The following is an 18,871-nucleotide window of genomic DNA, read 5'->3' as shown; positions in this document are numbered from 1 at the left end:
ATGAATTCAGAAACTCAAGCAAATGGTACGATTCTTATAGTTGATGACAATTCAGCTAACTTGGGTGTCTTATCTGATGCCTTAAGCCAAGAAGGATTTGAAATTCGGGTTGCCAAATCTGGCAAAATGGCACTAGAGCGAGTCAAATATGCTCTCCCCGATCTAATCTTGTTAGATGTCATGATGCCAGAAATTGATGGATTTGAAACCTGTCGTCGATTACAGGCTAATCCAGAAACTAAACAGATTCCCATTATATTTATGACTGCGCTCTCGGATACGGCTAATAAAGTTGAGGGGTTTAAGCTTGGGGCTGTAGATTATATTACCAAACCTTTCCAACAGGAGGAAGTATTAGCTCGCGTCAAGCTGCATTTAAAGCTTCATGTTCTTGCTGATAAATTAGAAGAAAAAAACATCTTATTGGAGGAAAAAGTTAGAGAAGTCAGCCAAGCCTACGATGATTTACAACAAATGCAGCTTAAGTTAATCCAAAGCGAAAAAATGTCCGGCTTAGGGCAAATGGCGGCTGGGATTGCTCATGAAATAAATAACCCTATAAATTTCATCTCTGGCAATCTGGGTTATGCCCAAGAGTACGCTCATAACTTACTAAATATTATACACCTCTATCAAGAAGATTATGTAAACCCCACCCCTCGAATTCAAGCAGCTATGGATGAAATAGAACTAGAATTTGTGGAGGAAGATTTTATAAAAGTTCTTAACTCAATCAACTTAGGAACGCAGCGCATTCAAGAGATTGTCAAGTCTATGCGAATCTTTTCTCGCCTCGATGAGGCAGACGTGAAAGCAGTAAATATTCATGAAGGAATTGATAGTACACTCACCATCCTGCATCATCGTTTAAAATCAAAACCAGAGCATCCTGAGATTGAAATAATAAAAAATTACGGTCATATTCCACCAGTAGAATGCCATGCTGGGCAATTAAATCAAGTGTTCATGAATATTATTTCCAATGCCATTGATGCTTTAGATGAATCTAATCAGCAGCGTTCGTTTGCAGAAATCAAACAACACCCGAACCGCATTCAAATTTCTACAAAAGTAATTCACGAGAATTGGGTTGCTATTCATATTAGTGACAATGGTCGGGGAGTTTGCGAAAGTTTACTACCGAAACTATTTGACCCTTTTTTTACCACCAAACCTATCGGTAAGGGAACTGGGTTGGGGTTATCTATCAGTTACCAAATTATCGTTGAAAAGCATGGGGGCAGATTATACTGCCAGCCTACAGAAGGAAAGGGAATAGAATTCGTCATTGAAATTCCAATTCGGCCACAAGCCATTCAAGCTGCTTAGTTTCCCGATGCAATGTCTCTTATGAACTTTGGTTAATTTCTCGCTGATAGCGGGGACGGCAAGGTGTTCCCGTGCAAACAAAGCTAGCTGGCATATTTTTAAAGACGCTGCTGCGAGCTCCGATTAAAGCGTTAGCACCGATTTCTACACCAGGGCCAATGAAGCAGTCGGCGGCAATCCAAACGCCGTTATTGATGATCACAGGTGCTGTGATTAAGCCAAAGGCTGGGTCTTGAGTGTTATGAGTGCCGGTGCAGAGGTAGCTTTTTTGAGAAATGACGCAGTGTTTGCCGATCGCAATTCGATCGAGACTGTACAATACAACATCATCTCCGATCCAACTGTAATCTCCGATTGCAATTTTCCAAGGATAGGTAAAACGAGCCGTAGGGCGGATAATCACACCACAACCTATTTTAGCTCCAAATAACCGCAGCAAGCCGCTTCTGATGCGATTAAAAGGGTGTGGAGTGAGGGGAAATGCGATCGCCTGCACGAACCACCAAACCAAAATTACCCAAGTAGGCTTTCCTCGATCGAACTTTGATTGATCGTACTTCCGCAAATCAACCAAAGATTCGCCTGTCAAAGTATTTGGCTGATTGTCGCTAATTGGACGATCGTTTATTTGAGAATTTGGGGAATTTGCGATCGGATTTTCCGGATCTTGGTTCGGATTTGGTATATAATCGGTCATTGATAGTTAATTTAATGTTTAATTTAAAATCGAGTTTAACCTTAAGGACTGCTGCATGACATTTCTAGTTAGGGATAATTTTGACTCGGAAAACGCCAAGGATATCGCACAATGCGAGAGTACAAATCCCAGAATTGGCAAAGTGCGACTTTTACAAACAGCATTGGTACTGCTTAGCAGCTTTTTTGTAGCAGAGTTAATCGCCGCACTTAATTCTCATAGTTTGTCCCTATTAGCAGATGCGGGTCACGTTTTTTCAGATGTAGCAGCTTTAGCAATAACTTTGACAGCGACTTGGTACTCCTCAGTAAAACGCAAAAGTAAATCCGTAGATTGTACGATCGCACAATCCTCAATCCCTGAACGAGGAGAAATCATTGCTGCTTTAATTAATAGTATAAGTTTAGTAGCGATCGCCCTTTGGATTGCAGCAGAGTCGATCGCCCGTTTGCAGTCCCCAACTCCCGAAGTAGAAGGACTGCCGATGTTAATTACCGCCATAGTTGGTTTAAGCATCAACTCGATTAATGCTTGTTGTTTGCATTCCTGCTGTCACGGTGACTTGAACCTCAAAAGCGCCTTTCTGCACGCAGTCGCCGACATATTTTCCTCGCTTGGAGTAATTTTAGCTGCGATCGCTGTGGCTTGGTTGCACTGGAATTGGGCTGACGGCTTGATTAGCTTGCTGGTGTCAGCATCAATTATTTTATTAACTCTACCATTGCTAATCGAAAGCATCCAATTGCTGCTAGGAAAAGTATCAGCAATATCAGCCAGTCAACCGCCTTGTGATTGCGAAAAAGTGAGCGCCGAAAAATTGCTTTTTCCATCCCTCGAAGAACTTATTAAATGAAAATGTCTCAAGCCACTCGCTATGGTCTGGCTTTCCTAATTCCCAATTCCCCCATGTCTCCAAAATATTAAGGCAATTTAACTTCTGTCTCCTGAGTGATAACTACTGGTGACGACAAAGGCGGCTGAGGTTCTGCCACATTCAACTGACCGCCACAACAACGCAATTCGTAAAGTTTTGCATTAATTTGATACTCATATTGACTCAATAACCTTGCATAAATATAGCCAGCTTTTCCATCCAAAAAGCCGAGCTGAATGAAGTAAAATAAAATAAATCTGAGCATGGGTTTAAAAGGCAGCCGCACCCAAACTTTTTTTAGAAAGCGTTTCCGCTGCACTGCATCTCCAAATAAGTGAGCGCCAATAGTACCGCTGTCGTCGCGCCCTTCAATAATATTGTAATAAACGCGAGCTTCCCAATTAGAATAGCGGTTGTGCCGTTCTATCCAGTGAAATAAATCGCGGTAATCCTCGTGGATCATGTCATTTTTTAAGTAGCCGACTTGACCCGCTAAAATTACGTGTTCGTGAACTTCGTTGTCGCCAGTATTGGGGACGGATTCAGTGCCGAGGTTTTCGTAACGGCCTTTTTGATGCTTGAACAAACGCAAATTCCAGTCGGGATATCGGCCACCGTAACGCAGCCACTGACCTAAAAATAAGACTTTGCGGTTGAGGTAGTAGCCGTCAAAATTGGGGTCTTCGATCGCCTGCGCGATTTCGTCCCAAAGTTCCGGCGGAATGCGCTCGTCGCAATCGACAATTAATACCCATTCGTTGCGAAAGGGCAGATTGTCCAATGACCAATTTTTCTTTTTCGGCCAGCGGTTGTCAAAGTAAAACTGCACAACTTTTGCGCCGGTGCTGATGGCAATTTCTACCGTGCGATCGCTACTTTGGGAATCAACCATGAAAACTTCATCCGCCCTGGCAATGCTGGCCAGACACGCAGGTAGATTAAGTTCTTCGTCTTTTGCCGGAATGAGAACTGAAACCGGAATCTTGGATGAACTAGATGTCATAATCGAGTGCTTGAACCTGAATGCGGTCGAGTTTTGGTGGATGAAGTGCGATCGGTACAGCCGCGCCAACGAGTTGAGCAGCGAGGGATATTGCCTATAGCCTAATACCTAGTGGTCGATTTCGGTGCAAAAATCAGGCCGCGGATGGCTGCGCTCAAATAACCGATTTGACCCCAGGCAAAAACGAAATTTTCAAAACGCAGCGCCGGATCTCTAATATATTTAAAAGACTTCCAGACACCCCTCAAGATTCTTTCACCCCCCCGCCCAAGCTGAGCAATACCGGCTCGATCGGACAATTGTTCGCGATAACACTCGCTGATGCCTTGCCACCACCCGCGCTCTAGAAACCAAGCTTTGTTGAGCCTTTCTGTCGCGACATGGTGCAGCACCTGGGCATCAGGTAGATAAACTACTTGCCAACCTAGCTCTAATGCTAATTCTGTGGCGCGCAATTCTTCATTTGACAGCAATTTTGTGCCGACTCTACCGAGTTTGGCATCGAAGCCGCCAATTTGTTCGAGAAAAGCGCGCCTGATCGAGTAGTTTACCCCCCTGGGAGTCAAACCGGGAGCAGTCAGGTACAGGCAAGTATCGCCTAAATCATATGCTCCCAAGTTCTGGGCCAATCCCGCTGACAGCCATTGGGGCGGGGAGACTCCACAAGGCCAGAGCACATTGACTTTGCCACCAGCTACGGCGAGTTTTTGATTGCTTTGATAAGCCGCGTGCAGTACCCTGAGCCAATTCGGCTCAGCAATAGCGTCGTCGTCGAGATAAGCTAATATTTCACTGCGAGCTTGCTTAGCGCCGGTATTCCGGGCTACTGACAGACCGATTTCCGGTTCCCAGACGTACTTGAGGCGCCGATCGCCCTGTCTTGCTTCTACCACCTCGCGGGTGCGCGAAATCGAACTTTCGGGGCTGGCATAATCGCTAGAAGCGTTATCCACTACTACTACTTCAAAGTTGTCGGGAAAATCCTGTACCAGCAAGCTGTCGATCGCCCCACCTAAATAGGCGGCGCGATTGTGGGTGCAAATAATCGCTGATATCTGAGGATGATCTGGCATAAATAACAGCTTGGGAAATACGGGGGTTCTCGATCGACTTACTCTGATATTGTCTCATCAATGCTATTATCGCTTAAAAAGCATTTGGTAGTTGGCCGTTTAAATCATAATTGGTAATTGCTAATTGGGAATTGGCAATTGGGAATTATGTTTAATCCTTTGTATGTGACCACGCCCAAAGAAGGGAGACAAGCCTGCAACATTAGTCGTGAGCAGCCCAAAAATTTTAACCAAACTTCAATCTCCCAAAATCATTTGTTGTGGAGTAAATCTAAAATCTAAAATCTAAAATTTAAAATCGACTGACTAATGACTAACTCAGAACCCACCACATCTAGACAATTAATCTTAGTAACTGGGCCGGCCCGAAGCGGCAAAAGTGAATGGGCCGAAACTCTGGCGGCGGGTTCGGGAAAACAAGTAATCTATGTGGCTACCGGTCAGGTTGATGAAGCCGATTTGGAGTGGCTTCGTCGCCTCGATCAGCACCGAAATCGCCGTCCTGTTGATTGGACAACTCTAGAAGTGCCGATCGAATTATCGGCTGTTGTGCGGGCCAGCAAGCCCTCAGATTGCTTGTTAATTGATTCTCTGGGAACTTGGACAGCAAATCTTTTGGAACAAGAAGCGGCTGTTTGGGCTACTACGCAGCAAGATTTGCTCGCTAGTTTGAAGTCGGCGGCGGCTGATGTAATTTTGGTAGGGGAAGAAACCGGATGGGGCGTTGTGCCTGCTTATCCGGCGGGGCGGCTGTTTCGCGATCGCCTCGGTACTCTCGTGCGCCACATCGGGGCGATCGCGGATAATGTTTATCTCGCCACCGGAGGTTACGCCTTGGATCTAAGGGCTCTGGGTACCCCGCTGCCACCCGTAGCGAAAAATTAACAGCCGGAGTCGCGATCGACAAGAGAGAAAAAATATCGGTTTCCCGATAGACAATTTTAACTGAAACTCAGGTATAATTTTAACTAAGATTGACAACTCAAGAGTCACATAAATTAGTCAAAAAACATACTCCCTAGGGCGAAGCGCAGAATAATTTGACATGAGGAATAGCCAAATTGGGAAAATATGTAAAAGATAAAGTGTCTCTTAAGAAAGAGTGAGGATTTCCCATTAAAATCTAAAATAATCAATTAGTTGAAAGGTTGACTAAAAGTTATGGCATCAGATAGTGAAGTAAGAAAATATATTGCTTACTGGTTTCAGTTAGGCAAAAAAGTATTAATTCGCAACGGTTCCGAAGCGCTGCTGCCCAAATCGGTAAATGCGGGCGATCGTTACAGCCAGGAATTTGAAGAGTGCTGGCAAAAAATCATCTCCCGCGACAGCGGAGACTGTTACCTCGAAGGCACAAACGAAACAATTGCCAAACTGCTGACACCAGCTTGGGAAATCAGTCCCTGCGCGCGCTGCGCTATGCCCGTAGTGTTCCAACAAACCGGAATGCCCCCGGAGTTTTGTCCCTGTAACGACTTACCGAACTGGCCCGATACCGAAATGCCCCAACCTCGATCGCCCGTCAGCAGCCAATCGCAACTATCAGGCATTCGCGATCGACTCCAAAGATCCAGCGGGGAGTAAGTATATAAGAAGGAAGAAGGGTCTTCTTCCTTAAATTGTTACAATATATTTACAATGCTTCACACTAGGTCTGATTTATGAATGTCAAGACAGTATCGCCAGCCTCCCCGCAAACTTATGCAAATTCAGGGACTCAGGCTGTACTCGGCAATCTCCAAGATGCAAATACAATTCCCCTGCAAGCAGTACCAGTATCACTAGAGACGGAGGTCGCCACTCCCGAACCGCTCAAATCAGCCAGAGACATAGCTTTCGAGTTAGCCGGAGATGCTGTTCGGTACGATCCAGTGGCGATCGCAGCCCTGTACCGAAATCGACCCCTACAAGTTTGGGGAAGGCTGTCGAGCGTTGTTTGGACATTTTTTAGCTTTGCCTTCAGTGTGTGGTTCGACGGCAAAACAGGTCGTACCGCCACCAACGAAAAGCGTCGCGCCGTCCGACTGCGGGAAATTCTCGGCCAACTCGGCCCAGCTTTCATCAAAATCGGACAAGCACTTTCAACACGCCCCGACTTAGTACCGCCAGTATATTTAGAAGAACTAACAACGCTGCAAGACCAATTGCCAGCATTTCCCAACGAAGTAGCATATCAATTCATCCAAGAAGAATTGGGAGCCCACCCCAAAGACATCTACGCAGAAATCACCCCCGATCCGATCGCCGCAGCATCTCTCGGACAAGTTTACAAAGGCAAACTCAAAACCGGAGAAACAGTCGCAATCAAAGTCCAGCGACCAGGTTTAGCCGAAAACATCGGCTTAGATATCTACATCCTCCGGCGTCTTGCAGTTTGGGCACAAAACAACTTCAAAATAATTCGCAGTGACCTCGCAGCCATTATGGACGAGTTGGGCGAGCGCATTTACGAAGAAATGGACTACACCCACGAAGGTCAAAATGCCGAACGGTTTGCCCAACTCTACGGCCACATCAAAGACATTTACGTTCCCAGCATCTACTGGGAATATACCCGCCGTCGCGTCTTAACAATGGAGTGGATCACCGGCATCAAACTCACGAATTTAGAGGCCGTTAAAGCTCAAGGAATCGACGCTCCTTACTTAATTGAAGTGGGGGTGCAGTGCTCTCTCAGACAACTTCTCGAACACGGTTTCTTTCACGCCGACCCGCATCCCGGCAATCTTTTGGCAACTCCTGACGGTCAATTAGCTTATCTCGATTTCGGGATGATGAGCGAAGTTAAACCTTATCAGCGATACGGCTTGTTGGAAGCGGTGGTGCATTTGGTGAACCGCGACTTTGAAGGTTTAGCAAAAGATTACGTGAAGTTGGAGTTTTTAACTCCCGACACCGATTTAACGCCAATTATTCCAGCTTTGGCGGGGGTATTTAACAATGCTTTGGGTGCTAGCGTTGCCGAACTGAATTTCAAAAGCATTACTGACGAACTCTCGGCCGTAATGTACGAATATCCTTTCCGAGTTCCAGCTTACTATGCTTTAATTATTCGATCGCTCGTTACGTTAGAAGGGATTGCCATTAATGTCGATCCAGAATTCAAAGTGTTGAGCAAAGCCTATCCTTACGTTGCAAAACGGCTGTTGAGCGACCCCGCACCGGAATTGAGAGCATCCCTGCAAGATTTGCTGTTCAAACAAGGCGAATTCCGCTGGAACCGCTTAGAAAACTTGCTCAACAATGCCCGCGAGAGCGACGATTACGATGTCAGCAAAATCTTGAACCAAGCATTAGAATATTTATTTTCCGAAAGAGGAGATTTTATTCGCGATCGTATTGTCCTGGAATTAGTCAAAAGTCTTGACACACTTTCCAGCAATGCTGTTGCTAACGCCAAAGCAGTCGTCGGCGAATGGTTTGGAGTCAAGGCAAATCAACCTGTGGTTTCACCGACGGAACAAAAAAACTTAGAACACATCAAGCGGATTTGGGATATTTTGCAATCAACTCCCGGCTTTGACACGATGAAAGTATTGCAGCTACTTCCGCAGTTGTTGGTGAAACCGGAAGTGCAGAATATGGGGCAGAAAGTAGTCGGTGGTTTAGCTCAAAGAGCCGTTGCTAGGGTTATTCGTGAGTTTTTGCTTTCGCAGGAACCGGAGGCGATTCCCGTGAATGGAAGCTACCATAAAACTTCGCCTCAGTTGTCTTTGCCTGCGGCGAAGTAGTGGGATTGGGAGGTTTTTTGACCGCAGATATTAGCAGATAAACACAGATGAACGCAGATGAAATTTCGTCTGCGTTCTTTTAATTAAGTTAATGCTGTAGGGGCTGGTAATATCGTTTCCGGTAGCATCGGAATTATATCATGTCCGATCGATCGACCTCGATTTTTGTAGGGGTTTCCCTCACCAAGAATATCTGCCAATAATTGACAATCTCAAAAACCCGCCCGATCGGCATATTATAATTAATTGATCGCACATGATATTAATAGACATTGGGTTCCCAGAGATTTTCTGGGCATTTCTACATCGCAGAGTTAATCATGGGTAGTGTCGCTTGAACTCAGAAGATCGATCGACAAATCAGGTAAAATCCAAAATTGCGTTAAGAGGTGATAATGGAACCTCTGAGCTACCGCCCCTGAGCTACCTATGGTGGAACTATGAATGCAGTCGAAATCGAAGAAGCAGTTTCCAGGCTCGCTGAAGCGCCCTTTGACTCGGAAGAGTTCCCCTTTGCCTTCCTCGAAGCCTTTGGTAACAAGCCGACGACTCTCAAGCGGCTCAAAAGCAAAAGCGGTGGCTCAAACCAATCGGATCTCGGTGGCGTGCTCCAGCGCAACAATATCCATGTGAAGGTTTGCCCGGAAGGCGAGGTGACAAACACCCTCACGGCGTTGCGGGATAGTGCGGCGACGGCTCGGTATAAGGTTAAGTTTATCCTGGCCACCGATGGCAAAAGTTTTGAGGCGGAAAACCTCGCTGATGGGGAGATAGTCGCTTGCGATTACCCCGACTTTCACAACCATTTCGGTTTTTTCCTGCCCTTGGCGGGCATTACGACAGTCAAGCAGATCCGCGAGAATGCCTTTGATATCAAGGCTACGGGGCGCCTCAACCGCCTGTATGTCGAGCTGCTGAAGGAGAACCCGGAGTGGGACAAGGCCGATCGCCGGGAAGCGTTAAATCACTTCATGGCGCGACTAATCTTCTGTTTCTTCGCCGAGGATACGAATATCTTTCACAGCAATGCCCTCTTCACTGCCACCATCGAACAAATGAGTGCCAGTGATTCGTCGAATACGCACGAGGTGCTGTCGGAGATGTTTCGGGCGATGTGTACGCCGCTTAAGGATCGGGAGGCGGCGAAGATTCGGAATTGGGCAGATAGATTCCCCTATGTGAATGGAGGGCTGTTTTCGGGTGGGGTGGCGGTGCCGCGTTTTAGCAAGATTGCCCGATCGTACTTACTTCATGTTGGGAATCTCGACTGGACAAAGATTAATCCCGATATTTTCGGCTCGATGATTCAGGCGGTGGCGGATGATGAGGAGCGGGGTGCGTTGGGGATGCACTATACGAGTGTGCCGAATATCCTCAAGGTATTGAATCCGCTGTTTTTGGATGATTTGCGGGAGCAATTGGAGGCAGCGGGGGAGAATGCCCGCAAGTTGCTGAATTTGCGGCAACGGATAGCGCGAATTCGGGTTTTCGATCCGGCTTGTGGATCGGGGAATTTTCTGGTGATTGCGTATAAGAAGATGAGGGAAATTGAGTGGGAGATTAATCGTCTTCGGGGCGAGGGCGATCGCAAATCTGAGATTCCGCTGACGAATTTTCGGGGAATTGAATTGCGTCACTTTTCCTGTGAGATTGCGCGGTTGGCGTTGATTATTGCCGAGTATCAATGTGATGTGATGTATCGAGGGCCAAAGCTGGCGCTGGCGGAGTTTTTGCCGCTGAAGGATGATAACTGGATTACCTGTGGGAATGCGTTGCGGTTGGATTGGTTGAGTCTTTGTCCGCCGACGGGCGCGGGGGTGAAGGTGCAGCGCGAGGATTTGGATTTGTTTGGCGAGACGCGGGAAGTGGCGGAGATTGATTTTGAGAACGAGGGGGGAGAAACCTATATCTGCGGAAATCCGCCCTATTTAGGTAGCCGAGAGCAAGAACGCCATCACAAAGATGACTTGCATCAGATTTTTAACGGAAAACTATCTAATTGGAAAGCTCTTGATTATGTGGCGGGGTGGTTTTTTAAGGCAGCAGAATATAGTCTGTCAACTCAGACAGTAACTGCGTTTGTAACCACGAATTCTCTTTGTCAAGGTCAGCAAGTTCCACTTTTGTGGCCTATTTTATTTGAGAGGGGTATAGAAATATCCTTTGCTCATACAAGCTTTAAGTGGGCTAACCTCGCCAGTTACAATGCCGGGGTGACTGTAATAATTGTTGGTCTATCGAATTGCATTCAGGAAAAACGTAAACTTTTTTCGGTTGATCGTGAAGGCGTAGTAAAAGAGCAGGTAGTATCATCTATCAATCCATATCTTGCACCGGGGCAGTACGTCCATCTCTCCCCATCACAAAAAAGGTTAAACAGTTTATCGGAAATGGTGAAAGGGAACTATCCTATTGATGGTGGCTATCTCTTGCTTAGTTTAGAGGAAAAGCAAAGCCTTGGTCTAAGTAGAGATCAGGAAAATGAATTTATCCGACCCTTCTTGGGGTCTGCTGAGGTGATCAGAGGTCTGCAACGTTATTGCATATGGATTGGGAAAAATGATCTCACTCGATCTTGTGAAATTTCGTCTATTTCAAGAAGAATTGAAGCCGTCAGAAAAATGCGGTTAGAAAGCAAAAAAGAAGCAACTAGACGAGCCGCTGAAACACCACATCGTTTTGGTGAAATACGACAAACAGGTGAAGAAGAGTATGCAATTGCTTTACCTATTCACTCTTCTGAAAATCGTGATTATCTACCAGTTGCACTCCTGAAAAAACCAACAATTGTTTATGGGAGTGCCTTCGCTCTCTACGATGCTCCGCTTTGGAATATGGCGCTGATCGCCTCCCGCCTTCACCTGGTCTGGATCGCCACCGTCTGCGGCAAACTAAAAACCGACTTTCGCTACTCCAACACCCTCGGCTGGAACACCTTCCCCGTCCCCACCCTCACCGATCAAAACAAAGCCGACCTCACCCGCTGCGCCGAAGATATCCTGCTAGCGCGAGAGCACTATTTCCCAGCCACGATCGCGGATATGTACGATCGCGATCGTATGGATACCGAATTCCCTCTGGTTAGGGAAGCGCACGATCGTAATGACGAAATTCTGGAACGAATCTACATCGGTCGCCGCTTCAAAAACGATACCGAACGCCTCGAAAAACTGTTTGAATTGTACACAAAAATGACCAGTCAGCCAGCGCCCCTCAACAAGTCTGCCAAACGTAAAACCAAAGGAGAAAAATGATGATGGCAAAAGATTTAACTTCATCGCCACTCGATCGCCAAAATATCCTCAACAATCGCTATGCCCTAGAAAAAATAGAAGAATACTTGGGATTAGGAGGCACTTACTATGAAGAAGAACTGCTATTTACCAAACAACAACTGATTGAAATTTTCGGTATCAGCGAAAGTACAATTGAAAAGTATCTATCCAGTCACAACGATGAGCTGAAGACTAATGGCTATAGGGTGCTACGAGGTCAGAAACTTCGAGAGTTCAAGACTTTGATGGATGCTACCGTAACTGATTACGGTACCAAAACCACAGTCTTAGGGGTTTTCACCTTCCGGGCGACTCTAAATCTAGCAATGGTGCTAGTGGAGAGCGATCGGGCCCGTGCAATTCGATCGCGCATCTTAGATATAGTCATTGACGTAATGGCAGAACGGGCAGGCGGACATACCAAATACATTAACCAGAGAGATAACAATTACTTACCAGCAGTCTATCAAGAATTTAGCTATCGTAAAACCTTTACCGATGCCCTTGATAATTACCTCGACATGGGTAAATTTAAGTATGGCATTTACACCAACAAAGTGTATCAGATTGTTTTCCGAGAGAAAGCCGAAGAATATAAGCAGATATTAAGTTTGGGTAAAAACGATTGTCCCCGTGATACCATGTATGCCGAAGTTCTCATCGCCATTGCCAGTCTAGAGAATGGTTTGGCAGCAGAATTGAAAGCCGAGTCAGAAAAGCTGGGACGAAAGCTGAAACAAAAAGAGGTTGATTCGCTATTTGAATCTGCAGAGGAAAACCCCTACCTAAAACCCATTATTGAAGATGCCCGCATCAAAATGGCCAGTCGCGATTTAGGGTTTCGGGATGCTCTGCATCAAAAATTAGAAGCGTATATCCAAAGTGTTCCAGAGAGCGACTTTGAGAAATTTTTAGGAGAAACCAGCCGTTCTTTAGAAGAGCAACTTTCCGATCCGGCTCTTTTGGCTGTATTTAAGCGATTGAAGGATCGGTAAGTTATGGCAGCAGCTTTTTTTTACTTTGACATTCACTATGCGATCGAGCTGCATGATTGGATTATCGAAAAATCAGGGGGCTTTCCGGGGTCTAATAATCCGAGTCTACTAGAGAGCGCATTAGAACATATTCAAAACGATCTCTATTATCCTGAGATTCACCACAAATTAACTCACCTAGTTTTTGCTGTCAACAAGTTTCATGCTTTTAACGATGGAAATAAACGCTCTAGTATTGCATTGGGAGCTTATTTTCTAAAGCTCAACGGTTATGATTTTTTAGTAATAAAATTTGTACTAGAAATGGAAAATATCGCCGTCTGGGTAGCAGAAGGAAAACTTTCTAAAGAGTTTTCATGTGAACTGATTGAGTCTCTTATTTTCGAGGAAGATTTCAGTGAAGAACTTAAGTTTAAGTTAGCGCTTGCTGTCATGGGCGATATTGATTCTAATGGTTAGCTTAGCTAGAGCAGAGTCGTTACCTCCCTTTTAGGGCGTAAAAGTGCTTATACCAATTTTAAAAAAGAATGCAACAGTATTCTTGTTCCCCCCCTTGGCAAGGGGGGGCTAGGGGGGGTCGAAGAGTGTTGCACGATTGTAGAGAAATGGTATTAAATGCAAATCCACATGACGAAGCTCCAAAGCTTAAAACCCTTATGAATGAAGGATTTAAGTGCTTAAAAGCAAATGGGAGTTACCCCGAAACCATGCCCCCCAACCTCCGCGCAGACCACGCTACCCCAAAGAAGTCGCTGCACGATCGTAATGACGAAATCCTGGAACGAATCTACATCGGTCGCCGCTTCAAAAACGACACCGAACGCCTCGAAAAACTGTTTGAATTGTATACAAAGATGACCAGTCAGCCAGCACTGCCAAAAAAATCCGCCAAACCTAAAGGATGTAAATGAGGAGAAGTGCGATGGCTGCGCCCCGGCTTGCGCCTACGAGCTACCAAAATGACCCGTTAAATACAGAATGTTAAAATCAGACTAGCCCCTTATAGCCAAACAAGCCAATGCTAACCCTAGACCAACTCATTTCAGAAGCCACTGCATTACCAGATGCAGCCAAGGCTATCCTCATTGACAAAATTGTGGAGAGCATGGAAAGACAAATCGATCGAGATATTTTATTAGAAGGCGTGCAGAAAGCTCAAGAACGCATTGCCGAAATTGATAGCGGCGCAGTTCAAACCATTCCCGGAGATATTGCCTTAGCCCAAATACGGCAACTTGCACAGCAATGAAATATGAATTTCACCCAGTCGCCCTGCAAGAATATGCAGAGGCTGTGCAATTTTTTGCCCAACAAGACAGACACCAGGATTTCATCGACACGATAGAAAACGCCATATTTAAAATTATTGGATCACCAGAGCGCTGGCCGATCGTTGAAGGTCAGATTCGTCGTTATTTGACCCTCAAATTTTCCTATGCCATCTTGTATCGAGTCTATCCCGATCGAATCGTGATTGCGGCGATCGTGAGTTGTCGTCGCGATCCAAGCTACTGGAAAGATCGCCTCTGAAAATAGACTTTAGCAATAATTAAAGTACAAACCTGTCAATAACCCATTCACCGCCCAAAAAATCATGACAGCCGCCGACAAACTCTACCAGCTTATCCAAGTCCTCCCAGACAACCAAATTAACGAAGTCCTCAACTTCGCCGAATTTCTCCACCAAAAACAACTCTCCCCCCGTCAAACTATCCCCCCCGGCACTCTCACCGGACTCCGGGGCATCGCCAAACGTCCCGGTTCAGCCCCTAGCGATGATGACATACAAGCAGAATATACCGACTATCTCACCCAAAAATACCAGTAAGCTTTTCCGTGAAAATTCTCATCAAATTAATATCGGATGCGGGAAACTCAGAGACTTCAGTCCTGAGAGGGAAGCGGCGCGAGGGACTTCAGTCCCCGTATTCTTTCTTTGAACAAGTTAATCACTATAAACAGAACTCTTAAACCAGCTCTAGCACAAAAATATCTAAAAAAATTCCGATGAGCAAACCGATCGCGATTCCCTCAGTTTCCGTCACCTACGCCCAGGATGGCACCTCCACCCGCCCCAACGCCCTTGGTATGCGCCCCATGCAAGAACGCGCCTACCAAAAGCGCGGCGAACAATACCTCCTGATCAAATCGCCCCCCGCCTCCGGCAAAAGTCGCGCATTGATGTTCATCGCCCTGGACAAACTAGAGAACCAGAACCTCAAACAAGCCATCATCGTCGTGCCAGAAAAGGCGATCGGCTCCAGCTTCCACGATGAGCCGCTGAGTCAGTTTGGCTTTTGGGCCGATTGGCAAGTTGAACCGAAGTGGAATCTCTGCGACGCACCGGGAAACGACGGCGGCAAAGTGGGCGCGGTGCAGAAGTTTCTAGCCAGCGGTGCCAAGATTCTGGTCTGCACTCACGCCACATTCCGCTTTGCCGTGGACAAATTCGGTATCGAAGTCTTAGACGATCGCCTGATCGCCATAGACGAATTTCACCATGTTTCGTCCAACCCAGACAACAAGCTGGGCGATCGTGTCCGCCAACTCATGGCCCGCGACAAAACCCACATCATAGCCATGACCGGCTCCTACTTTCGCGGCGATGCCGAAGCCGTCTTGCACCCCGAAGACGAATCCCGATTCGATACCGTCACCTACACCTACTACGAACAGCTCAACGGCTACCAATACCTCAAGCAACTCGACATTGGCTACTACTTCTACGCGGGTAGCTACACCGACGAAATCGTGCAGGTGCTAAACCCCAAAGAGAAAACCATCCTGCACATTCCCAACGTCAACTCCCGCGAAAGTACGAAGGACAAGATCCGCGAGGTGGAGCACATCATCGAGGAACTGGGCGAATGGCAAGGCACCGACCCCAAGACGGGATTTCAACTGGTTAAAACCGCCGACGGCACGATTCTCAAGATTGCCGATCTCGTAGACGACGACCCCACCAAACGGGATAAAGTCGCCACCGCCCTAAAAGACCCCACCCAGAAGAACAATCGCGATCGTGTGGACATCATCATCGCCCTCGGCATGGCGAAAGAAGGCTTCGATTGGATCTGGTGCGAGCACGCCCTGACGATCGGCTACCGCTCCAGTTTGACAGAGATTATTCAGATTATCGGTCGTGCCACCCGCGATGCACCAGGGAAAACCCGCGCTCGGTTCACCAACCTGATTGCCGAGCCGGATGCCGCCGAATCTGCCGTCACCGAGGCAGTGAACGACACGCTCAAAGCCATTGCAGCCAGCCTACTGATGGAGCAAGTGCTCGCGCCACGCTTCGAGTTCAAACCCAAGCGTCCCGACAATCAACCAACACCGGGCTTCGACTACGGGGAAGATGGTTACAATCCTGGCAAGTGCAACGTGGGCATCAATCCAGAGAGAGGCCTGATTCAAATGGAAATTAAGGGATTAGCCGAACCCAAGAGCCCGGAAGCCGAACGCATCTGCCGCGAAGACTTGACCGAACTGGTGACGGCATTTGTCCAAGATAAGCCCGCGATCGAGCGCGGCCTATTTGATGAAGAACTGGTGCCAGAAGAACTAACCCAAGTTCGCATGGGCAAAATCGTCAAAGAGAAGTTCCCAAATCTAGAAGCGGAAGATCGAGAAGCCGTCCGCCAACACGCGATCGCCGCCCTAACCCTTGTCCAACAAGCTAAAAAAACCATGAACGAAGGTGGTGGGCAGTACGCCACAAATCCTGGTGGTGGGGAAGCAGCGAAAAACACCTCACTCCTCGATGGGGTGAGGAAGTTCGCCCTATCGGTAACAGACCTCGATATGGATCTGATCGATCGCATCAATCCCTTTGGCGAAGCCTATGCCATCCTGGCTAAGTCCATGAGCGAAGAACGGCTGAAGCAGGTGGCAGAAGTCATTGCGGCTAAGCGAGTAACCCTTAGCGTGGAAGAAGCGCGGGAATTAGCCAAACGGGCGCTGCGGTTCAAGCAAGAAAAAGGCAGGTTGCCCTCTCTCACAGCAGTCGATCCCTGGGAAAAACGGATGGCAGAAGGAGTTGCCTTCCTGCAACGCAAAGTGAAGGAGGAAACTAATGCCTAAGTACACCACCGATGATGATTTGGAATTGCTCGGTGAATTGGGCATGGACATGACCCCCGAACCCTCCGGCCAGCGTTCTGCCAGAGAAGAGCGGATCATCGCAGGCTTTGAGGAGATCGAGCGGTTTGTGGAAGAATATGGCAGACTGCCCCAGCATGGGGAAGATCGCGATATCTTCGAGCGGCTTTATGCGGTACGGCTCGATCGCCTGCGAGAATCGGAGGAATGTCGCGCCGTCTTGGAACCGCTAGACTCACGCGGACTGTTAGATGCTGAGACTGATGCCAGCCTGAGCACAGTTCGCGATCTCACAGATGAAGCACTGCTGGCCTCCCTGGGAGTCGATGCAGCCTCAGAGAACGACGTTACCCAGCTCACCCATGTGCGATCGCGCAGCGAAATCAAAGCAGCCGAGGAAATCGCCCAACGGACTCCCTGTCAGGACTTTGATGAATTCAAACCCATCTTTGACAAAGTGCAACGGCAATTGCAGTCGGGGGAACGGCAAACCATCAAATACCAGGACTATGCGGCCGTCAAGGAAGGTGATTTGTTCATCCTTGATGGGCAGAAGGTGATGGTGGTCGATATGGGTGAGCCGTTTGTCAGCGACTATGGTCGATCGGACTGCCGGTTGAGGGTGGTTTATGACAATGCCACCGAGAGCGATTTGCTGTTGCGATCGCTCCAGCGTGCTTTAAATAAAGACAAGGCCAGCCGCCGCATCACCACTCCAGATTTCGGCCCCCTATTTTCCCATATTGAAGCAGCAGACGACTTACCGACGGGCTATATTTACGTGCTCAGGAGCCAATCGGATCACCCCTTCATTGCGGAGAATCGGTTTATTATTCACAAGATCGGCGTCACCGGAGGAGACGTAAAAAGCCGAATTGCCAACGCCAAGAAAGACCCCACCTATCTGCTAGCAGATGTGGAAATCGTCGCAAAATTCAAACTGGCAAATATGAACCGGAAGCGACTTGAGGCACTCCTTCAGAAGTTCTTCGCCAGCGCTCGATTGGATTTGGAATTACAGGATCGCTTCGGTATACCAGTGCAGCCAAGGGAGTGGTTCTTCGTTCCACTAGAAGCCATTGAGGAGGCGATCGAAAAAATCAAGGAAGGAACCCTCGATCAATTTCGGTACGATCTGGAAACAGCAAAGCTCACGCGATCGTAAGGCGCGATCGCAACAATAGCTAATATCAAATCCCGTAGCATAATTATTGATATCTCTCTTCTCTCCCTCTGTGTCCTCTGTGTTCTCTGCGGTTAAATCATGACCAGGCAACGGTCAACGATACAACCCGGATTTGATATTACAAACCGAAAAAACTGCAAAAAACCCGGTTTCTTGAAGAAACCAGGTTTTTATCTATTCGATCGCCCTCAACCAAATCTACAATTACTACAAGGTAGAAGTGCCACTTAAATCGCTACTTGTTGGTAGCTGAATGGGACTAGGATTCGCATTAAGTAAGAGGTCAGCTTCCTGACCAGAAGGATTAGCAGTAGGAGCGATCGCACTACCAACAGTCGTCGCTGTCAAAGGAATAATTGGCTGAGTTTGAGCGTTGGTTAGAGATGTTAACAAGCTGTTAGAGTCGTAGATGAGAATGTCATCATCGATGCCACTAAAGCTATTCAGTGTTGGAATTGAACCGCCATTCAGCAAGATGTCATCGGTGGTAGATGTGGCAGCATTTGCTGTCGAAATAAGTGGATTAGTAGCTGGGGGGGTGACAAAGAGGCCTAGGAGATAGACCGAATCAGGGTTGCAGCCCGCATACCTTGTTGATAAAAGCGAC

The 18,871-nt window shown here is 47.2% G+C and carries 19 protein-coding genes; 15 read left to right on the top strand and 4 right to left on the bottom strand.

Going from position 1 to position 18,871, the window contains the following annotated elements; genetic code table 11:
* The gene (locus tag QUA03_RS10825; protein WP_333211942.1) at positions 1-1,329 is read left to right on the top strand and encodes a response regulator; all 1,329 of its coding nucleotides are present in this window, start codon (positions 1-3) and stop codon (positions 1,327-1,329) included.
* A 19-nt stretch (positions 1,330-1,348) separates the two neighbouring features.
* Here the strand turns inward: QUA03_RS10825 and hpsU are convergent, their stop codons facing one another.
* Positions 1,349-2,026 (bottom strand): hormogonium polysaccharide biosynthesis acetyltransferase HpsU, encoded by a 678-nt coding sequence (hpsU, locus tag QUA03_RS10820; protein ID WP_333211941.1) that lies wholly within the window; start codon positions 2,024-2,026, stop codon positions 1,349-1,351.
* 55 nt (positions 2,027-2,081) lie between these two features.
* Here hpsU and QUA03_RS10815 point away from each other — a divergent pair, with 55 nt between their 5' ends.
* A complete protein-coding gene (locus QUA03_RS10815) occupies positions 2,082-2,879 on the top strand; it encodes a cation diffusion facilitator family transporter (protein ID WP_333211939.1) in 798 nt (265 codons plus the stop codon).
* Between the two features lie 67 nt (positions 2,880-2,946).
* Here QUA03_RS10815 and QUA03_RS10810 read toward each other — a convergent pair whose 3' ends face one another.
* Entirely contained in the window at positions 2,947-3,864 is a 918-nt protein-coding gene (locus QUA03_RS10810; RefSeq protein WP_333212013.1) for a glycosyltransferase family 2 protein, read from the bottom strand.
* On the opposite strand from QUA03_RS10810, the gene QUA03_RS10805 reads away from it, so the two are divergent.
* On the top strand, positions 3,791-4,003 hold the full coding sequence (locus tag QUA03_RS10805; protein ID WP_333212017.1) for a hypothetical protein: 213 nt from the start codon (positions 3,791-3,793) through the stop codon (positions 4,001-4,003). The two genes, QUA03_RS10810 and QUA03_RS10805, sit on opposite strands and share 74 nt — an antisense overlap.
* Position 4,004: 1 nt before the next feature.
* On the opposite strand, the gene QUA03_RS10800 is transcribed toward QUA03_RS10805, so the two are convergent.
* A complete protein-coding gene (locus QUA03_RS10800) occupies positions 4,005-4,976 on the bottom strand; it encodes a glycosyltransferase (protein WP_333211937.1) in 972 nt (323 codons plus the stop codon).
* A gap of 309 nt (positions 4,977-5,285) precedes the next feature.
* On the opposite strand from QUA03_RS10800, the gene cobU reads away from it, so the two are divergent.
* From cobU to QUA03_RS10740, 12 genes are all read left to right on the top strand, one after another.
* Positions 5,286-5,861 carry a bifunctional adenosylcobinamide kinase/adenosylcobinamide-phosphate guanylyltransferase gene (gene cobU / locus QUA03_RS10795; RefSeq protein WP_333211935.1) on the top strand — a complete coding sequence of 192 codons (576 nt, stop codon included), beginning with the start codon at positions 5,286-5,288 and terminating at the stop codon, positions 5,859-5,861.
* A 276-nt stretch (positions 5,862-6,137) separates the two neighbouring features.
* A complete protein-coding gene (locus QUA03_RS10790) occupies positions 6,138-6,560 on the top strand; it encodes a hypothetical protein (RefSeq protein WP_333211933.1) in 423 nt (140 codons plus the stop codon).
* A gap of 77 nt (positions 6,561-6,637) precedes the next feature.
* Positions 6,638-8,707, top strand: a complete 2,070-nt coding sequence (locus QUA03_RS10785; RefSeq protein WP_333211931.1) for an AarF/ABC1/UbiB kinase family protein — start codon at positions 6,638-6,640, stop codon at positions 8,705-8,707.
* A gap of 440 nt (positions 8,708-9,147) precedes the next feature.
* Positions 9,148-11,961, top strand: a complete 2,814-nt coding sequence (locus QUA03_RS10780) for a DNA methyltransferase (RefSeq protein WP_333211929.1) — start codon at positions 9,148-9,150, stop codon at positions 11,959-11,961.
* Positions 11,958-12,977, top strand: coding sequence for a DNA-binding protein (locus tag QUA03_RS10775; RefSeq protein ID WP_333211927.1), 1,020 nt, complete (start codon positions 11,958-11,960; stop codon positions 12,975-12,977). Before QUA03_RS10780 ends, QUA03_RS10775 begins: the two co-directional genes overlap by 4 nt.
* Before the next feature lie 3 nt (positions 12,978-12,980).
* Positions 12,981-13,436 carry a type II toxin-antitoxin system death-on-curing family toxin gene (locus tag QUA03_RS10770; protein ID WP_333211926.1) on the top strand — a complete coding sequence of 152 codons (456 nt, stop codon included), beginning with the start codon at positions 12,981-12,983 and terminating at the stop codon, positions 13,434-13,436.
* 248 nt (positions 13,437-13,684) lie between these two features.
* On the top strand, positions 13,685-13,888 hold the full coding sequence (locus tag QUA03_RS10765) for a type IIL restriction-modification enzyme MmeI (RefSeq protein ID WP_333211924.1): 204 nt from the start codon (positions 13,685-13,687) through the stop codon (positions 13,886-13,888).
* 107 nt (positions 13,889-13,995) lie between these two features.
* Positions 13,996-14,226, top strand: coding sequence for an addiction module protein (locus QUA03_RS10760; protein WP_333053276.1), 231 nt, complete (start codon positions 13,996-13,998; stop codon positions 14,224-14,226).
* Positions 14,223-14,507, top strand: coding sequence for a type II toxin-antitoxin system RelE/ParE family toxin (locus QUA03_RS10755; RefSeq protein WP_333211922.1), 285 nt, complete (start codon positions 14,223-14,225; stop codon positions 14,505-14,507). Before QUA03_RS10760 ends, QUA03_RS10755 begins: the two co-directional genes overlap by 4 nt.
* 64 nt (positions 14,508-14,571) lie before the next feature.
* Positions 14,572-14,805 carry a DUF2281 domain-containing protein gene (locus QUA03_RS10750; RefSeq protein WP_333211920.1) on the top strand — a complete coding sequence of 78 codons (234 nt, stop codon included), beginning with the start codon at positions 14,572-14,574 and terminating at the stop codon, positions 14,803-14,805.
* Positions 14,806-14,984: 179 nt separating this feature from the next.
* Positions 14,985-17,060, top strand: a complete 2,076-nt coding sequence (locus QUA03_RS10745; protein WP_333211918.1) for a DEAD/DEAH box helicase — start codon at positions 14,985-14,987, stop codon at positions 17,058-17,060.
* Positions 17,053-18,243, top strand: a complete 1,191-nt coding sequence (locus tag QUA03_RS10740) for a GIY-YIG nuclease family protein (protein WP_333211915.1) — start codon at positions 17,053-17,055, stop codon at positions 18,241-18,243. The genes QUA03_RS10745 and QUA03_RS10740 overlap by 8 nt, the downstream gene beginning before the upstream one ends.
* 228 nt (positions 18,244-18,471) lie before the next feature.
* Here the strand turns inward: QUA03_RS10740 and QUA03_RS10735 are convergent.
* A partial coding sequence (locus QUA03_RS10735; RefSeq protein WP_333211913.1) for a hypothetical protein occupies positions 18,472-18,871 on the bottom strand: 400 nt, incomplete at its 5' end.

Origin of the sequence: Microcoleus sp. S36b_A4, from assembly GCF_036700645.1 — a bacterium.
In the GTDB taxonomy this organism is placed as follows: domain Bacteria; phylum Cyanobacteriota; class Cyanobacteriia; order Cyanobacteriales; family Microcoleaceae; genus Microcoleus.
The sequence above is the reverse complement of the archived record's forward strand: the minus strand, read 5'-3'. Positions and strand labels throughout refer to the sequence as shown.

Excerpts from the sequence above, each read along its gene's own strand:
- QUA03_RS10825 (WP_333211942.1), top strand. The coding sequence starts at position 1 with ATGAATTCAGAAACTCAAGCAAATGGTACGATTCTTATAGTTGATGAC.
- hpsU (WP_333211941.1), bottom strand. The coding sequence starts at position 2,026 with ATGACCGATTATATACCAAATCCGAACCAAGATCCGGAAAATCCGATC.
- QUA03_RS10815 (WP_333211939.1), top strand. The coding sequence starts at position 2,082 with ATGACATTTCTAGTTAGGGATAATTTTGACTCGGAAAACGCCAAGGAT.
- QUA03_RS10805 (WP_333212017.1), top strand. The coding sequence starts at position 3,791 with ATGAAAACTTCATCCGCCCTGGCAATGCTGGCCAGACACGCAGGTAGA.
- QUA03_RS10800 (WP_333211937.1), bottom strand. The coding sequence starts at position 4,976 with ATGCCAGATCATCCTCAGATATCAGCGATTATTTGCACCCACAATCGC.
- cobU (WP_333211935.1), top strand. The coding sequence starts at position 5,286 with ATGACTAACTCAGAACCCACCACATCTAGACAATTAATCTTAGTAACT.
- QUA03_RS10790 (WP_333211933.1), top strand. The coding sequence starts at position 6,138 with ATGGCATCAGATAGTGAAGTAAGAAAATATATTGCTTACTGGTTTCAG.
- QUA03_RS10785 (WP_333211931.1), top strand. The coding sequence starts at position 6,638 with ATGAATGTCAAGACAGTATCGCCAGCCTCCCCGCAAACTTATGCAAAT.
- QUA03_RS10780 (WP_333211929.1), top strand. The coding sequence starts at position 9,148 with ATGAATGCAGTCGAAATCGAAGAAGCAGTTTCCAGGCTCGCTGAAGCG.
- QUA03_RS10775 (WP_333211927.1), top strand. The coding sequence starts at position 11,958 with ATGATGATGGCAAAAGATTTAACTTCATCGCCACTCGATCGCCAAAAT.
- QUA03_RS10770 (WP_333211926.1), top strand. The coding sequence starts at position 12,981 with ATGGCAGCAGCTTTTTTTTACTTTGACATTCACTATGCGATCGAGCTG.
- QUA03_RS10765 (WP_333211924.1), top strand. The coding sequence starts at position 13,685 with ATGCCCCCCAACCTCCGCGCAGACCACGCTACCCCAAAGAAGTCGCTG.
- QUA03_RS10760 (WP_333053276.1), top strand. The coding sequence starts at position 13,996 with ATGCTAACCCTAGACCAACTCATTTCAGAAGCCACTGCATTACCAGAT.
- QUA03_RS10755 (WP_333211922.1), top strand. The coding sequence starts at position 14,223 with ATGAAATATGAATTTCACCCAGTCGCCCTGCAAGAATATGCAGAGGCT.
- QUA03_RS10750 (WP_333211920.1), top strand. The coding sequence starts at position 14,572 with ATGACAGCCGCCGACAAACTCTACCAGCTTATCCAAGTCCTCCCAGAC.
- QUA03_RS10745 (WP_333211918.1), top strand. The coding sequence starts at position 14,985 with ATGAGCAAACCGATCGCGATTCCCTCAGTTTCCGTCACCTACGCCCAG.
- QUA03_RS10740 (WP_333211915.1), top strand. The coding sequence starts at position 17,053 with ATGCCTAAGTACACCACCGATGATGATTTGGAATTGCTCGGTGAATTG.